This window comes from Butyrivibrio sp. NC2002 (assembly GCF_000702265.1).
Classification (GTDB): domain Bacteria; phylum Bacillota; class Clostridia; order Lachnospirales; family Lachnospiraceae; genus Butyrivibrio.
The window spans coordinates 1-15,913 of the sequence record NZ_JNKZ01000011.1 but is presented as its reverse complement, the minus strand read 5'-3'; the positions used below and the strand labels follow the sequence as shown (position 1 = coordinate 15,913).

The 15,913-nt window shown below is 38.5% G+C and carries 12 protein-coding genes and 1 rRNA gene; 11 read left to right on the top strand and 2 right to left on the bottom strand.

Annotation, left to right across the window (positions count from 1 at the left end; all coding sequences use genetic code 11):
• The first annotated feature begins 15 nt into the window (after positions 1 to 15).
• The 3 genes from ligA to T543_RS06615 all read left to right on the top strand — a co-directional run bounded on the left by ligA (position 16) and on the right by T543_RS06615 (position 3,625).
• On the top strand, positions 16 to 2,040 hold the full coding sequence (ligA, locus tag T543_RS06625) for an NAD-dependent DNA ligase LigA (RefSeq protein ID WP_035767057.1): 2,025 nt from the start codon (positions 16 to 18) through the stop codon (positions 2,038 to 2,040).
• Between the two features lie 46 nt (positions 2,041 to 2,086).
• Entirely contained in the window at positions 2,087 to 3,055 is a 969-nt protein-coding gene (metA, locus tag T543_RS06620; RefSeq protein ID WP_035767055.1) for a homoserine O-acetyltransferase MetA, read from the top strand.
• Positions 3,056 to 3,163: 108 nt separating this feature from the next.
• Entirely contained in the window at positions 3,164 to 3,625 is a 462-nt protein-coding gene (locus T543_RS06615) for a hypothetical protein (protein WP_035767053.1), read from the top strand.
• Between the two features lie 119 nt (positions 3,626 to 3,744).
• On the opposite strand, the gene T543_RS06610 is transcribed toward T543_RS06615, so the two are convergent.
• Positions 3,745 to 8,022: a 2-hydroxyacyl-CoA dehydratase gene (locus tag T543_RS06610; RefSeq protein WP_035767052.1), complete on the bottom strand. Its 4,278-nt coding sequence runs from the start codon at positions 8,020 to 8,022 to the stop codon at positions 3,745 to 3,747.
• Positions 8,023 to 8,388: 366 nt separating this feature from the next.
• Between T543_RS06610 and T543_RS06605 the strand changes: the two genes are divergently transcribed.
• The 5 genes from T543_RS06605 (at position 8,389) to T543_RS06585 (ending at position 12,600) form a co-directional block, all read left to right on the top strand.
• Positions 8,389 to 9,270 carry a membrane protein gene (locus tag T543_RS06605; RefSeq protein WP_035767050.1) on the top strand — a complete coding sequence of 294 codons (882 nt, stop codon included), beginning with the start codon at positions 8,389 to 8,391 and terminating at the stop codon, positions 9,268 to 9,270.
• A gap of 107 nt (positions 9,271 to 9,377) precedes the next feature.
• Positions 9,378 to 10,142 (top strand): RNA polymerase sigma factor region1.1 domain-containing protein, encoded by a 765-nt coding sequence (locus T543_RS06600; protein ID WP_035767048.1) that lies wholly within the window; start codon positions 9,378 to 9,380, stop codon positions 10,140 to 10,142.
• A gap of 2 nt (positions 10,143 to 10,144) precedes the next feature.
• Positions 10,145 to 10,555 carry a hypothetical protein gene (locus tag T543_RS06595; RefSeq protein WP_035767047.1) on the top strand — a complete coding sequence of 137 codons (411 nt, stop codon included), beginning with the start codon at positions 10,145 to 10,147 and terminating at the stop codon, positions 10,553 to 10,555.
• A 341-nt stretch (positions 10,556 to 10,896) separates the two neighbouring features.
• Positions 10,897 to 11,967 (top strand): recombinase RecA, encoded by a 1,071-nt coding sequence (recA, locus tag T543_RS06590; protein ID WP_035767046.1) that lies wholly within the window; start codon positions 10,897 to 10,899, stop codon positions 11,965 to 11,967.
• Positions 11,968 to 11,970: 3 nt separating this feature from the next.
• A complete protein-coding gene (locus T543_RS06585; RefSeq protein ID WP_035767045.1) occupies positions 11,971 to 12,600 on the top strand; it encodes a regulatory protein RecX in 630 nt (209 codons plus the stop codon).
• Positions 12,601 to 12,620: 20 nt separating this feature from the next.
• Here the strand turns inward: T543_RS06585 and T543_RS06580 are convergent, their stop codons facing one another.
• Complete coding sequence (locus T543_RS06580; protein ID WP_035767044.1) at positions 12,621 to 13,838, bottom strand: iron-containing alcohol dehydrogenase; 1,218 nt, start codon at positions 13,836 to 13,838, stop codon at positions 12,621 to 12,623.
• 276 nt (positions 13,839 to 14,114) lie between these two features.
• Between T543_RS06580 and T543_RS06575 the strand changes: the two genes are divergently transcribed.
• The 3 genes from T543_RS06575 to T543_RS06565 all read left to right on the top strand — a co-directional run.
• The gene (locus T543_RS06575; protein ID WP_035767042.1) at positions 14,115 to 14,408 is read left to right on the top strand and encodes a hypothetical protein; all 294 of its coding nucleotides are present in this window, start codon (positions 14,115 to 14,117) and stop codon (positions 14,406 to 14,408) included.
• A gap of 21 nt (positions 14,409 to 14,429) precedes the next feature.
• The gene (locus tag T543_RS06570; RefSeq protein WP_035767040.1) at positions 14,430 to 15,374 is read left to right on the top strand and encodes a hypothetical protein; all 945 of its coding nucleotides are present in this window, start codon (positions 14,430 to 14,432) and stop codon (positions 15,372 to 15,374) included.
• Between the two features lie 351 nt (positions 15,375 to 15,725).
• Positions 15,726 to 15,913 (top strand): 16S ribosomal RNA (locus T543_RS06565); the annotation flags it as partial.

Genomic DNA, 15,913 nt, shown 5'->3' with positions numbered 1-15,913 from the left:
AAATGGGGAGATTATATGGCTGATAATGAATTACAGATAAGGTATGAAAAACTCTGCGATACCATAAAGTATCACATGAAAAGATATTATGACGAGGATGCACCTGAAATATCAGATTTTGAATACGATAATCTGATGCAGGAATTAAAGAAGATAGAAGCGGAAAATCCTGAGCTTGTTACAGCTGATTCGCCTTCACAGATTATCGGAGGAACTGCAAAAAGAGAAGCCGGAGTAAAAGTTGAACATAACGTTCCGATGCTCTCAATTGAGGATGTTTTTGATAAAGAAGATGTCAAAGCCTGGATAAACAAGGTGCATGAAAAACATCCGGATGCTTTATTTTCCGTAGAGCAAAAAATCGATGGACTCAGCATGACCCTTAGATATGAAAGAGATGAGAATAATCCCGGATTTATGAAACTAACACTTGCTGAAACCAGAGGCGATGGAAGAATCGGAGAAGATGTCACCGTAAATGCACTCGTTATTCCCGATGTTAAGCAAAAGATAAAGCTTGATGAGACATATCTGGAACTTAGAGGTGAAGTATATATGTCTCATGAGGACTTTGACAGATATAACGAGGAGCAGGTAAAACTAGGCAGGAAAGAAGCGGCAAATCCGAGGAACCTTGCAGCCGGGACACTTAGACAGCTTGACAGCAGTATAACCAAAAAGCGTGGTCTTAGAATGTTTGTGTTTAATATTCAGGATGGCCCCTCTTGGCTTATGGATGATCATTCGGAAGGGCTTACAAAGCTAAGCAAACTGGGAATTCCTGTTGTATATCATAAAAAATGCAAGACATTTGAAGAAATAAATGCAGCGATAGATGAGATAGGAAACATGAGGGGAGATCTGTTATTTGACCTTGACGGAGCGGTTATTAAAGTTGACCATACTCCATGGAGAAATGATTTCCCTGCAGGAAGTAAGTATTCCAGCGGTCATATAGCTTACAAGTATCCGCCCGAAGAAAAAATAGTAGTTATGGATGAAATCCTTGTTGATGTGGGTAGAACCGGAAAGCTTACATTTACCGGAAGTTTCCATGACAAAGAAACAGGAAAACCTGCACGACTTTGTGGAACCTCAGTTTCAAGAGCTACTCTGCATAACATAGATTATATAAAGGAAATGAAGATAGGAATAGGCGGATCCTACAAGCTGTTTAAGTCAGGAGAAATCATTCCTAAGCTGAATGGATGCGTGGAAGAGCCTACTTTAGTTTACAGCGCTCCTGACACATGTCCGGTTTGCGGGCATCCTCTTGTAAGAGAAGAGGACACAGCTGATATAAGATGTGTAAATCCCACATGTCCTGCTCAGGTAGTGCGTACTATTGCATATTTTGTATCGCGCGATGCCATGAATATTATGGGACTAGGTGATACACTTATTGATTCTCTTGTAAAGGATGGATATCTTGAAAATTATGCTGATATATATGAATTGAAAAATCATCGCGAGGAGATGATAGAAAAAGGCATAATAGGAAAAGAAAAAAATACAGACAAGCTTCTTTTAGAAATTGAAAAATCAAAAGACAATGATCCGGTAAGACTTCTTACAGGTCTTGCTATAAGAAATGTTGGAAAATCAACAGCAAGAGAAATAATGAAGCATTTTTCCAATCTAACCGAGTTGTTTAACGTGACAAGAGATGGATTCTTGTCAATTCCTGATATCGGTGATACGACAGCAGGAGACCTCTATGAATTTTTCCACAGCCAGGATAACCGCAGCTTGATACTTAAGATGCAGGAAGCTGGAGTTAACATGGTTGTTAAAGAGGAGGAAGGCACTTCAGATAAATTATCAGGAATGACCATAGTTGTGACAGGAACCCTGCCGACACTTGGAAGAAAAGAAGCAGAAGAACTAATAGTCAAAAACGGTGGCAAGGCTTCGGGCAGCGTTTCAAAGAAAACCAGTATGGTTCTAGCCGGAGAAGCAGCAGGTAGTAAGCTTACAAAGGCACAGGATCTGGGAATCAAAATCATAGATGAAGCAGAGTTTCTAAGCATGCTTTCATAAATGATCATTAAACTTAATTACAAATATTACTTTGGAGGTCGATATAATGCCTATAAAAATACTCAATGACCTACCGGTCAGAGAAATCCTTGAAAGAGAAAATATATTTGTTGTTGATGAGAACAGAGCTATGCATCAGGATATTCGTTCTCTGAATATTTGTATTCTTAATCTGATGCCCTTAAAAGAAGATACTGAGCTTCAGCTTTTAAGATCACTCTCTAATACACCGCTTCAAATAGATGTTTCATTTATGAGAGTATCGAGCCATCAATCTCTTAACACATCGCCAAACCATCTTAACAGATTTTATCATACGTTTGACGAACTCAAAGAGAATACCTATGACGGGCTCATTATTACAGGAGCTCCGGTAGAGCAGATGGAATTCGAAGAAGTTGACTACTGGAAGGAGCTCTGTGAAATATTCGAATGGTCTAAGACTAATGTAACATCGACTTTCCATATTTGTTGGGGCGCCCAAGCAGGCTTGTACTATCATTACGGAATACAGAAAAGAATGCTTCCCGAAAAAGTATTTGGCCTTTTTGAACACAGAGTAGAGAATAGAAAGGTTCCGCTTGTAAGAGGCTTTGATGACGTATTCCTTATGCCTCATTCAAGACATACGGAGTCACCGGCCGCAGACATTCACGCTTGTAAGGATCTTGTAGTTTTGGCAGAATCCACTGCTGTAGGTGTGTTCTTGTGTATGTCCAGAGACGGCAAAAATATTTTTGTAATGGGACACGCAGAATATGACAGACTTACACTGCATAATGAATACATAAGGGATCTTAACAAGAATCTTCCCATAAAAATGCCTGAAAATTATTATCCTGATAATAATCCTGATAATACTCCTAAGCTTACATGGCGTTCTCACTGCAATAACCTGTATGCTAACTGGATAGACTATTACGTATATCAGGCAACACCTTATCAGTGGGGACAGATACTCGACGAGGAGCGTAAAAATAAGGCTCAGAAAGAACTTACGGAGGAATATTTATAATAATAAAAGTTTTATGAATTATGATTTTTTTAATGCTCAAACGATAAAATATAAGCTAAAATATATATAGTTTCGTAGTAAAACTTTATTTATAAAAAGAGGTGACAAATGGGATTAGAGGTTGAAAACGAAGTAAAAGCACCAAAAGCAAAAACTAAGAGAGTTAAAGAAATGCTACAGGAACTTGAAACTCGTATGGAGGAATTAAAGGCAGAGAAGGCTGCTATGCAGAAGGAAATAGAAGCACTTGAAACAGAAGCTTCTGCATTAGGTGAAAAATCTGCTGTTGGCCTTGTTATTAACCACGAAAAGTTTGGTAAGGGCACGATCATTACTCAGGATGGAAAATATGTTGAGGTTAAGTTCGAGAGTGTTGTAAAAAAATTTGTTCTTCCGGGTGCTATAGCTGACGGCTACCTTGTAATTACTGACGAGGAACTTCTTGATTATTATAAAAAAGCTAACGATATACATGCAAGAACCATGAAATCTCAACTTGCACTTAGTTCTGCTGAGTTTGCTATAGAAAGAACTCAGGATGACATTGACAAGATAAATGCTAAATCGTGATAAGCGGTTTGTTTTTATGAGGGTAGGTGCTCCTGGAGCACCAAATGAAGTGTTTATGAACAAAAAAGAGGAGCTGTGCTCCTCTTTTTTGTTCTATCACTGTAAAGATAATTTAGTGATCAGATAGCTTCTTTTTGCTCTTCCATATACTCAGCAGATTTTTCATGAGCTTTTCTGTGAGCAGTAGAAAGCATAAGTTTGATTCGGTTGAGCTGGTTAACCTCACTTGCACCGGGATCATAGTCGATAGCTACGATGTTACTTTCAGGATAAAGCTTTCTCATATGCTTAATAACACCTTTACCTACAACGTGGTTAGGAAGACATCCGAAAGGCTGAGTACAAACAATATTTGCAGCGCCTTCTTTTATGAGTTCTACCATTTCTCCTGTGAGGAACCATCCTTCACCTGTCTGGTTACCTATTGAAACAATAGGCTTAGCATATTCTACAAGCTTGTATATGCTTGTAGGAGCCTCAAAATGAACACTGTTTCTAAATGCCTTTGCAGCACTTCCCCTAAGCTTCTCCAAAGCCCAGATACCGGCTTTACAGAATGCTTTTGCCTTGGCACTTGTACCAAACTCATCTGCTTTATATATCTGGTTGTAGAAGCAGTAGAGCATGAAGTCAAGAAGATCAGGAACTACAGCTTCAGCTCCTTCGGATTCGAGTAAGTCTACAAGGTGATTATTAGCAGCAGGTGCAAACTTAACAAGTATTTCTCCGACAATACCAACTCTTGGCTTGTTCTCATCTGTTAATTCAATCTTATCAAAGTCCTCGATGATTTCTTTGCACATACGATTGAATTTGAAAAGACTTGTATGCTTCGCCGATACAAAGCTGATGCATTTTTCTTTCCATTTATTATGAACAGCATTTACAGATCCTTTTACCTTTTCATAGGGACGCATACGGTATATACATCTCATGAAGATATCACCAAATACAGCAGCATAAGCAGCTCTTTGTAACATCTCAAGGTTTATATGGAAACCGGGATTGCTCTCTAATTTACTAAGGTTAAGAGATACAACCGGAATCTGTTCAAGACCTGCTTTTCTTAAAGCTCTACGAATAAAACCAACATAGTTGGTTGCACGGCAGCCACCACCTGTCTGACTCATAAGCACGGCAGTCCTTGAAAGATCATATTTTCCTGATAACAGCTCATCCATTATCTGACCTACAACCCAAAGAGAAGGGTAGCAGGCATCGTTGTTAACATACTTAAGACCCATATCTATAGCATGTTTGTTGTCATTTTGCATAACTACCATATTGTAACCGCAGGCAGAGAGCGCAGGCTCTAAAAGATCAAAATGAATAGGTGACATCTGAGGAACGAGAATAGTATATTTTTTTCTCATTTCCTCTGTGAACAGTGTTCTGTTATAAGCTGTTGAGTTGATCTGTCTGTTCTTGTGCGGCTTCTGATTCCTTACTCTTATAGCGGCCAGAAGAGAACGCACTCTTATTCTTGCACTTCCCAGATTGTTTACTTCATCTATCTTAAGGCAAGTATATATTTTATCAGAGCCGGACAATATATCATTTACCTGATCGGTAGTAACTGCATCAAGTCCGCATCCAAAAGAGTTAAGCTGAATAAGATCCAGATCATCTCTTGTTCTTACAAAACTTGCAGCAGCATACAATCTTGAATGATACATCCACTGATCTGACACGATAAGTGGTCTCTCGGGCGAGCCCAAATGGGAGATGGAATCTTCGGTAAGTACAGCTACTCCGTAAGAACAGATCATATCGGGTATACCGTGGTTTATCTCAGGATCGACATGATAGGGACGTCCTGCGACAACTATACCGTGTCTGTTATTTTCTTCCATCCACTTAAGAGTCTCTTCACCCTTTTTCCTTATATCATTTCTTGCATTTGCCATTTCGTCCCAGCCCATCTTTGCTGCACGAATGATTTCTGCAGAAGGTATTTCTGCGAATTCCTTCACAAGCGCATCTGTTGCTGTTTTTAATGATGAGAACGACATGAAAGGATTGCGAAACTTAACCTTTCCCTCTGTGATTGCCTCAACATTGTTTTTGATATTCTCGGAATATGAGGTAACAATAGGGCAGTTGTAGTGGTTTGTAGCACCCTCTACTTCTTCTCTTTCATAAAAGAGTCCGGGATAGAAGATGAAATCTACTCCGTTTCTAATGAGCCATTCAATGTGACCATGAGAAATCTTTGCAGGATAACACTCTGATTCACTTGGAATCGACTCGATTCCAAGCTCATAAATCTGATGTGTTGATCTGGGAGAGAGCACTACCTTATATCCAAGCTCTGTAAAGAATGTAAACCAGAAAGGATAATTCTCATAGAAATTAAGAACTCTCGGGATACCAACAGTTCCCCTTTTGGCCTTATCTTCAGTAAGAGGCTTGTAGTCAAATATTCTCTTATATTTATAATCAAACAGATTGGGGATACCCTCGGCATTCTTTACCTTACCGATTCCACGCTCGCATCTGTTACCTGAAATATGCTGACGACCACCTGTGAATCTGTTTATTGTAAGTCTGCAGTGGTTTGTACATCCCTGACAAGTTGTCATGCTGGTAGAGTACTGAAGCTTGTTTATCTGATCGATAGAAAGCATTGTTGTAGGCATGGCATCTTTTTCATGGAATCTGTTTCTGGCAATAAGTGCTGCACCGAACGCACCCATGATACCGGCGATATCAGGTCTTGTTACCTGAGCTCCGGAAATTTTTTCAAATGCCTTTAATACTGCATCATTGTAGAAAGTTCCACCCTGAACAACAATATGTTCACCCAGTTCTTTTGCATCTGATACCTTGATTACCTTAAACAGGGCATTCTTGATAACTGAGTAAGCAAGACCTGCAGAAATATCGGAGACAGATGCTCCTTCTTTCTGAGCCTGTTTTACTCGTGAATTCATGAAAACAGTACATCTTGTTCCAAGGTCAATAGGAGCTTCAGCAAAAAGTGCTATCTTTGCAAAATCCTGAACGCTGTAATTAAGTGATTTTGCAAAGGTTTCGATAAAGCTTCCGCATCCGGAAGAGCATGCCTCATTTAGCTGAACACTGTCAACGGTGTCGTTCTTTATATGAATACATTTCATATCCTGACCACCGATATCAAGAATACAATCCACTTCCGGATCAAAGAAGGCAGCTGCGTTGTAGTGAGCAATAGTCTCTACCTCACCATCATCTAGCATAAGAGCTGACTTAAGAAGAGCTTCACCATAACCTGTTGAACATGAACGGGCTATCGTAACTCCTTCCGGCATAAGCTTGTAGATTTCCTGAATAGAACTGATAGCTGTTTTTAGAGGGCTTCCGTTATTACTGGAATAAAATGAATAGAGAAGATCTCCATCCTCTGAAACCAGAGCGCATTTCGTTGTTGTTGAACCGGCATCTATTCCAAGAAAGGCATTGCCCTTGTAATTATCCAGTTTTGCAGTTTTTACTCTGTATTTGCTCTGCCTGTCGAGGAATTCCTTGTATTCATCCTCTGAATCAAAAAGTGGCTCAAGTCTTGAAACTTCAGCAGCCATAGTAATTTTTGAAGATAACTTGCTTGTCATCTCCTCCATGGTATAAAAGCTCTCTTCGGAAGCATTCATGGCTGATCCGATAGCAGCAAAAAGATGAGAATTGTCGGTATCAATAATGTGCTCATCGTCAAGGTTAAGAGTTCTTATGAAGGCCTGCTTAAGCTCAGATAAGAAGTGAAGAGGACCACCTAAAAATGCGATATGTCCGCGTATAGGTTTTCCGCAGGCAAGACCACTGATCGTCTGATTTACAACAGCCTGGAATATTGATGCTGCAAGATCTTCTTTGGTTGCACCTTCGTTGATAAGCGGCTGAATATCTGATTTTGCAAAAACACCGCAACGAGCAGCAATTGTATAAAGGCTCTTATAATTTTTGGCATATTCATTAAGACCTGATGCGTCAGTTTGAAGAAGAGATGCCATCTGGTCAATAAAGGAGCCTGTACCACCGGCACAGATACCGTTCATTCGCTGCTCAACATTTTCGCCTTCAAAATATATGATCTTGGCATCTTCACCACCGAGCTCAATTGCAACATCGGTTTTCGGAGCAAGAGCTTTAAGAGCTGTTGAAACAGCAATTACTTCCTGAACGAAGGGAACATCAAGATGTCCGGCAAGAGTAAGTCCGCCGGAACCTGTAATAACCGGATGCAGAGTGACATTTCCGCTTATTTTAGATGCCTCCTGTAAAAGAGCAAGAAGTGTTTCCTGTATGTTGGCATAGTGTCTTCTGTAATCAGAAAAAACTATATGCTTTTCAGAATCCAACAATGCGATCTTTACAGTCGTTGAACCTATATCAATGCCTAATGTATAGTCTTTGGATATCATGAATTACTACCCCTTTTTTATGTAAAAAATACTTTGTTACTACTTATTTATATAATGCTTTGTTTTCGAACGCGCATTAGTGTTCATTATACTATCGAAAATAATAAAAATCAATTGAACAAACTCTTTAATAATGATGCTTTAGCAAGGCTTTGTTTGTGCAATTCTTTCGTGCAAATAACTATAATCTATGTTAGAATTTCTACATATGTCTGCAAGAAGTCATAACTTCTTGCGGGCAAAAGCGGAAATCGCCCGCAAGAATCCTGCTTTGCAGGATACGCCCCTCGCTTCGCGAGGACCTAGTCCAGTACGATTATTGTTTTTCTGATGAAAAACAATAATCTATAAAATGGGAGTACAAATATGAGTGAATTTGAAAAGAAGTTTGGAAAATATGCTGTCAAGAATCTGACGATCAAACTGATAGCATGTTACATAATTGGATATATCCTGTATTACGCACCAAGTGGTGTTCAAATACTTGATTTTTTAACGCTTGATCCGTATAAAATATTGCATGGTCAGGTATGGAGACTGGTTTCATGGATACTAGTGCCTCCGAACAGCGGCGGATCCAATATTTTCTTTACACTTATCATGCTGTATTTTTATTATTCCATAGGTACGACCATGGAGGGTGTATGGGGACGATATAAGTATAACCTGTATATATTTACCGGACTTATTCTCATGATCGTTGCAGCATTTTTGACATACATAATAATATGTTTTCAGGTAGGAACCGATAACCAAGAGACTATAGCCGGTTTAATGCAGCTTATTTCGATGCAATACATGAGCACATATTATATAAATATGTCCATTTTGCTTGCATTTGCAGCAACATTTCCTGACAATGTCATTTTGTTTATGTTTATTATTCCGCTCAAGATGAAGTGGCTTGGTATTTTCTACGGCATTTACCTTGCATTTGAAGCATTAAACGGTCTTGTTCGCGGAGCTTATTATGTGTTTATGCCTATAGCGGCTTCACTTATGACATTTGCAATATTCTGGCTTACAAGCGGCAGATTTATGCACCTTCGTCCCAGAGAGATCAAGAGAAGAAATCAGTTTAAAAGGTCGGTAAAGATGACTCCGCCTGGAATCTCGAGGCATAAGTGTGCTGTGTGCGGAAGGACTGAGGAGGATTATCCTGACGGTGAGTTCAGATTCTGCTCAAAATGTAATGGCAACTATGAATATTGCAAAGACCATCTTTTTACACATGAGCATGTAAAATAAGTGTCCGACTTATTGGACATATTTGTGAGTATTATTTAATTAAATCGAATTCGAGAATTCATGAAACGACTAAAGGAATGCAGTCTTCATGAGAAAAAGAGGAATAAATGAGTAATCTGGAAAATAAAGAACAGTTATTTGCAAGTATTCTTGCAGATGTTACAAAAAGCGCAAGAAAGCAGGGAGGTGTGATAACTCAGGAAGAGATAGATCAGGCCTTTGAGGAACTTGAACTAAGTGATAGCCAGTTTGATCTTATAAAGGATTATCTAAAAAAACATAATATCGGTATAGGTGAAGCAATCGATCCATCTGAATATCTGACAAGTGAGGAATCAGGCTATCTTGAAAACTACCTGGAGGATTTAAAAGGAATAGAAGCTGCTACAGAAGGCGAGAAAGAAGCAATTATAATGTCTGCTATGGCGGGGGACAAAACTGCCCAGGGCAGACTTATAGAGATAAGCCTTTCAACAGTTGTCGATATAGCCAAGTTATATTCTGAACAGGGAGTATATCTGGAAGATCTTATAGGTGAAGGTAACATAGCACTTACCAAAGCTGTTACACAACTTTCCGAAATCGATAAGCCCTCAGAATGTGAAGGGTTTCTGGGACAGGTAATAATGGATGCAATGGAAGCAGCGATCGAGGATGATATGGCTGAAACTTCAAGAGGTCAGAAAGCGGTAGCACTTGTTCAGGAAGTTGCCGACAAGGCAAGAGAACTGGCTCAGGAACTAAGACGCAGCTGCACTGTTGACGAATTATGTGAAGAGACTGGAATGGATAGAGGCAAAATATTGGAAGCCATCAAAGTAAGCGGCAACCAGATTGAGGATATTGACTATAAACCCGAGAAGGAAAACTGATTTTGTATAACATAGTTAATGAAGACGATTTCAAATATATAATGCAGGATGTATCAAGATACTACTTTGGAGGAAGACTATCCTACAAAGAGATCATAGATGACGAGATGGCACCTTTTAAGTTTAAGACTATTCTTGAGAGATATATATTAAGAGATCTTGATGAAAGCAGCACACTTGAAAGTCATCTTTATCATCTGGACAATAACAGCCCTGAGTGGAGAGTTTTTAAACAGCTTAAGGCGAAGGTGCGTGTTACTCAATACAAAAAAGGCACGACAGACAGATACACCGAATCTGTTTACACCATGGATCAGCTTTCTTCCTTTTCCTTAGAAGAAAAAGAAGAAAAAGGCTTTATTATACGGGAGCTGATACTGTCAAAACTGGGGCTTTTGATGTTTTCTGTTTAATGTTATATAAAAAAGTTTTGAGACTTATGAGGGGATTTTGCTATTGACACATATGTTGAATTTTTGTAATATACAAAAGTCTTGACTACGGTGAATCGCCGTATATTCCATTTTTAGTTTTTGAGTTTTGAGGAAAGATAAATATTTTCAAATGTTTACAGATGCGAACTTTTTCATTTGAATATTCGGCAAAGAAGAACTATTTAAATAGAATGAGTAAATCTTTGCTCATATTTATCATTCCCAAATAAGAAAAAATAAGTAAAAAACAAGTTGACAGTTTCGAACATTTGTTTTAATATCATCTTAGAACGTTTGTTCTGAAAAAGAAGGAGATTAGTATGGAAAGAGAAGATAAGCAAAAAGCATTAGAAGCAGCACTTGGACAGATTGAGAAACAGTTTGGCAAAGGAGCTGTGATGAAACTTGGTGATTCATCTGCCCAGATGAACGTGGAGACAATTCCTACAGGATCATTGAGCCTTGATATAGCTCTTGGCCTTGGCGGAATACCCAAGGGACGTATAGTAGAGATATATGGACCTGAATCCAGTGGTAAAACTACAGTTACACTTCACATGATCGCTGAAGTTCAGAAAAGAGGCGGAATTGCCGGATTTATTGATGCTGAGCATGCTCTTGACCCTGTTTACGCTAAAAATATTGGCGTAGATATAGATAATTTATATATTTCACAGCCTGACTCAGGAGAACAGGCATTGGAAATCTGCGAAACAATGGTTAGATCAGGTGCTATTGATATAGTTGTTGTTGACTCTGTTGCAGCACTTGTACCTAAAGCAGAAATTGATGGAGACATGGGAGATTCTCATGTGGGACTTCAGGCCAGACTTATGTCACAGGCTCTTCGTAAACTTACTGCAGTTATCAGCAAGTCCAACTGTACAGTTATATTCATTAACCAGCTTCGTGAGAAGGTTGGTGTAATGTTCGGCAACCCTGAGACAACAACTGGTGGTAGAGCTCTTAAATTCTATTCTTCAGTAAGAATGGATGTAAGAAGAATTGAAACCATTAAGCAAAGCGGCGAATCTATCGGTAACAGAACACGCGTAAAAATAGTTAAGAATAAGATCGCACCTCCGTTTAAGGAAGCTGAGTTTGATATTATGTATGGAAAAGGAATCTCATATACAGGAGATGTTCTTGATCTTGCAGCAAGTGTAGACATTATCAATAAGAGCGGTGCATGGTATCAGTATAATAATGAGAAAATCGGCCAGGGACGAGAGAATGCCAAGACATATCTTGAGGAGCATCCTGATATTCTTGCAGAAGTAACTGCAAAGGTAAGAGCTCATTACGGACTGCAGGAAGATGCTCTTACTGTAAAGAAGGAGGAAGCTCCTGCCAAGAAATCATCCAAAGCTTCAAAGGCAGAAGAGGTATAATAAATGATTGTTACGGATATCGTGCCCTTTGACAATAAAAGATCGAAGATTTTTATTGATGGAGAGTTTGCCTTTATCCTATACAAGGGAGAGATTCGAGAGCTCCATTTAAAAACAGGCGAGGAAATATCCTCACCTGTTTTTTCAGAAATAATGGAACAGGTACTTCCAAAGAGAGCTAAGCTAAGAGCTATGAATCTTCTTCAAAAAAGAGATTATACAGAATACAAGCTGAGGCAAAAACTAAAAGAAGGTGAGTATCCCGCAGAAATAATAGATGAAGCTATAGATTATCTTAAGGGTATGCGCTATTTAGATGATAACAGATATGCTACGGATTACATTTCATACCACATGAATATACGTAGCAAGAATAGGATTAAGCAGGATCTTATTTCTAAAGGAATTTCCAATGAAATTATAGAGTCGGCTTTTGAGGATTGTTATAGCGAGATTGATGAAAATCCGGAAATACAAATGTGCATAAAGCTTTTACAAAAGAAAAAGTACGATCCAGATACAACTACTTTTGAGGAAAATCAGAAACTCAGAGCATTCCTATATAGAAAAGGCTTTGGAAATGATGTTATTCAAAAAGCGATGACAGAATATGAAAAATGCAGGCTGGAATAAATCCAACCTGCATTTTTAAATTAAAAATCAACTTCTGTATCGTAATAGCAGCACTTAAGCAGCTTTTCCATTTCTTCCTGACTTGGCTGGCGAGGATTTGATCCTGTGCAGGCATCAAGCAAAGCATTTGCTGCAATATCATGAAGCCTTTCAAGGAATACATCTTCGGGAACAAATCCCTGATCTGCAGGAAGACCATCAGCACCATAGTGATTTATGCTGTGAGGTATATTCAGATCATCATTCATCTTTCTTAAGTATTTGATAAGTAGATCTACTTTTTCATCATCATTAGATCCGCCGAGGTGCATGTAATCAGCTATTACACCATAACGTTTCTTAGCTGTCTCATCTTTTGCGTTGAATGCAACAACCTTAGGGAGATACATAGCATTTGCAGCACCATGGATAATGTGTGCACCAAGGTCAGCAAATACAGCACCTGTCTTATGTGCCATGGAGTGAACGATTCCAAGAAGAGCATTGGAGAATGCCATACCTGCAAGACACTGTGCGTTGTGCATCCTATCTCTGGCATCCATGTCTTCATTATAGGATTTAACAAGGTTATCCTGGATCATCTCTATTGCATGGATAGCAAGAGGATCTGTGTAATCACAGTTAGCTGTAGATACGTATGCTTCTACGGCATGAGTCATAGCATCCATACCTGTATGTGCTACAAGTTTTTTGGGCATTGTGTGAGCAAGATCGGGATCAACAATAGCAACATCAGGTGTGATCTCAAAATCTGCTATAGGATATTTGATACCCTTCTGATAATCTGTAATGATTGAAAATGCGGTAACCTCTGTAGCAGTTCCGGAAGTAGAAGAGATAGCGCAGAATTTTGCCTTTGTACGAAGCTTGGGAAGACCAAAGACCTTGCACATATCCTCGAATGTAGTTTCCGGATATTCATATTTGATCCACATTGCTTTTGCTGCATCAATCGGTGAACCGCCACCAATTGCTACTATCCAGTCAGGCTGGAATTTCTGCATAGCCTCAGCACCTTTCATAACAGTTTCAACTGAAGGATCAGGCTCTATGCCTTCAAAGAGCTCAACTTCCATGCCGGCTTCCTTTAAATAATCTTCAACCTTCTGAAGGAATCCTCCCCTTTTCATGGAACCGCCACCAACACAAATGATAGCGCGTTTTCCTTCAAAGGTTTTTAGTGCTTCCAGAGCCCCTTTGCCATGATAAATATCTCTTGGTAGTGTAAAACGTGACATGCAAAATACCTCCTACAATAAAATTTGTGATTTGAGATCCTACATATATAAATTACAAGAAAAATCACAAATCACACTATGTTAAAAAAATAACGTAACCCTATTTCATTATATATAAAAAGTGCATAAAATTCAATTGAATTTAGATAAAAATATGTATCATTTGTATATTTATATAATATATGAAATAAAAATAATTAGGCATTGTAATAATAGTAACTAAAGCATTATAATTGTTAGCGGACTGCAAAATTGATATACAGGAGGAAATACTTAATGGCAGATTTTGTAAATATTGATGCTGAAGATGATGCATTTGCATACAGATATGATACTCAGCTTTTAATTGACAGAAGAGATGAAGATCTTGATGAAGATAAGATTCAGGACTACATCATGGAACATTTTGAAGGAAACAGTTTAATTGTTGCCGGAGATGAGGAAATAATCAAAATCCATTTCCATACAAATGAACCATGGAAAGTTCTTGAATACTGCAATACTGTAGGAGAAATCTACGACATTGTAGTAGAAGATATGATTAGACAATCTGCAGGAATGCAGGGATAAAGATTCCAGGAGGCTTTTTTGATGAGTACAGTAAGATTTCATCTTCCGGGGTTAAGATATAATTACCCGTTAAACATGTTTTGGATGAGCATGTTAAAACAATATCCTCAGTATTTTAGAGAGGGCGTCGAAATAGCATCTTTCTTCGGCTCATTTCCTTTTTCATTATGGAACGGAGGCAGACTTATCACAAACGATCAATGTGATGAGGCTTTTGTTAAGAGAGTAATAAGCAGCATTAACGCGCAAGGTGTTCCTGTTAGATATACATTTACCAACCCCTTGATAACAGAAGAAGACTTAGATGATCCTTTTTGCAACTTCTGTATGAAAGCGGGAGATAATGGAAATAATGAGGTTCTTGTTTTTTCACCTATACTAGAAGAATATATTAGAAAAAACTATCCTTCATATAAAATCGATTCTACAACCTGCAAAGAAATAAAAGACCTGGATTCACTTAACGCTGAACTTGAGAAAGACTATAAATATGTCGTACTTGATTATAATATGAATAATCAGTGGGATATTATAGAAAAAATTCAGCACAAGGAAAAACTGGAAGTTCTTGTAAATGCATGTTGTGTACCTGATTGCCACAGGAGAGGTGATCATTACAAAAATATTGCAATGAACCAGAATATAATCAGAGAGAACCGCAAACTTCCCAAGGATAAGCAAAAACCTCTTATTCCGTGGAAGTGCGAATATGGAGATAAAAACTGCATTTATACCATACAAGACTATAATACATATATTTCGCCTGAGCTTATGTGGGAGAAATATGTTCCTATGGGAATAAATAACTTTAAGATAGAGGGAAGAACAGCTAATCTCTTCTCTTTAATAGAAACGTATTGTCATTATATGTTAAAGCCTGAGTGCGTAGGAGAAGCAAGACTTCTATTATTACGAAATCTTGAAGCATCAAAAATTATTCAGGTAAATAAGCCCAGAACAGCTTGATTTGCATTAAAACAACCAAAAATTACAAAAAAATATTTCTGGTAAAGCCAGTAAAATTGCGGTTTCTAAGGAAACTGCAATTTTTTTTAAAAAAAGTTGAAAATTGTTGTTGACATGTATATAGGGGAGTGATATATTAAATATCGCTGCGGCGCACGGCAAACAACAAAAAAGCTCGGAAGCCCAGTATTTAAGCACATTGACAATAAAATAGTAATGCAACCCTGAAAATTCCATTAAAGAATATTCAGAGAACAAAACCTAACAAAGGTAAAACGGACAGAACAAAGCCAAGCTTTAGTTCTGGTCAGACGAACGATCAAATCACCGAGAGGTGAAGAGATAGATATTTAACGTGAGAGTTCGATCCTGGCTCAGGATGAACGCTGGCGGCGTGCCTAACACATGCAAGTCGAACGGAGATTTAACGCTGCAGAGACTTCGGTCAAAGCTTGTTAGATCTTAGTGGCGGACGGGTGAGTAACGCGTGGGCAACCTGCCTCGTACTGGGGGATAACAGTTGGAAACGACTGTTAATA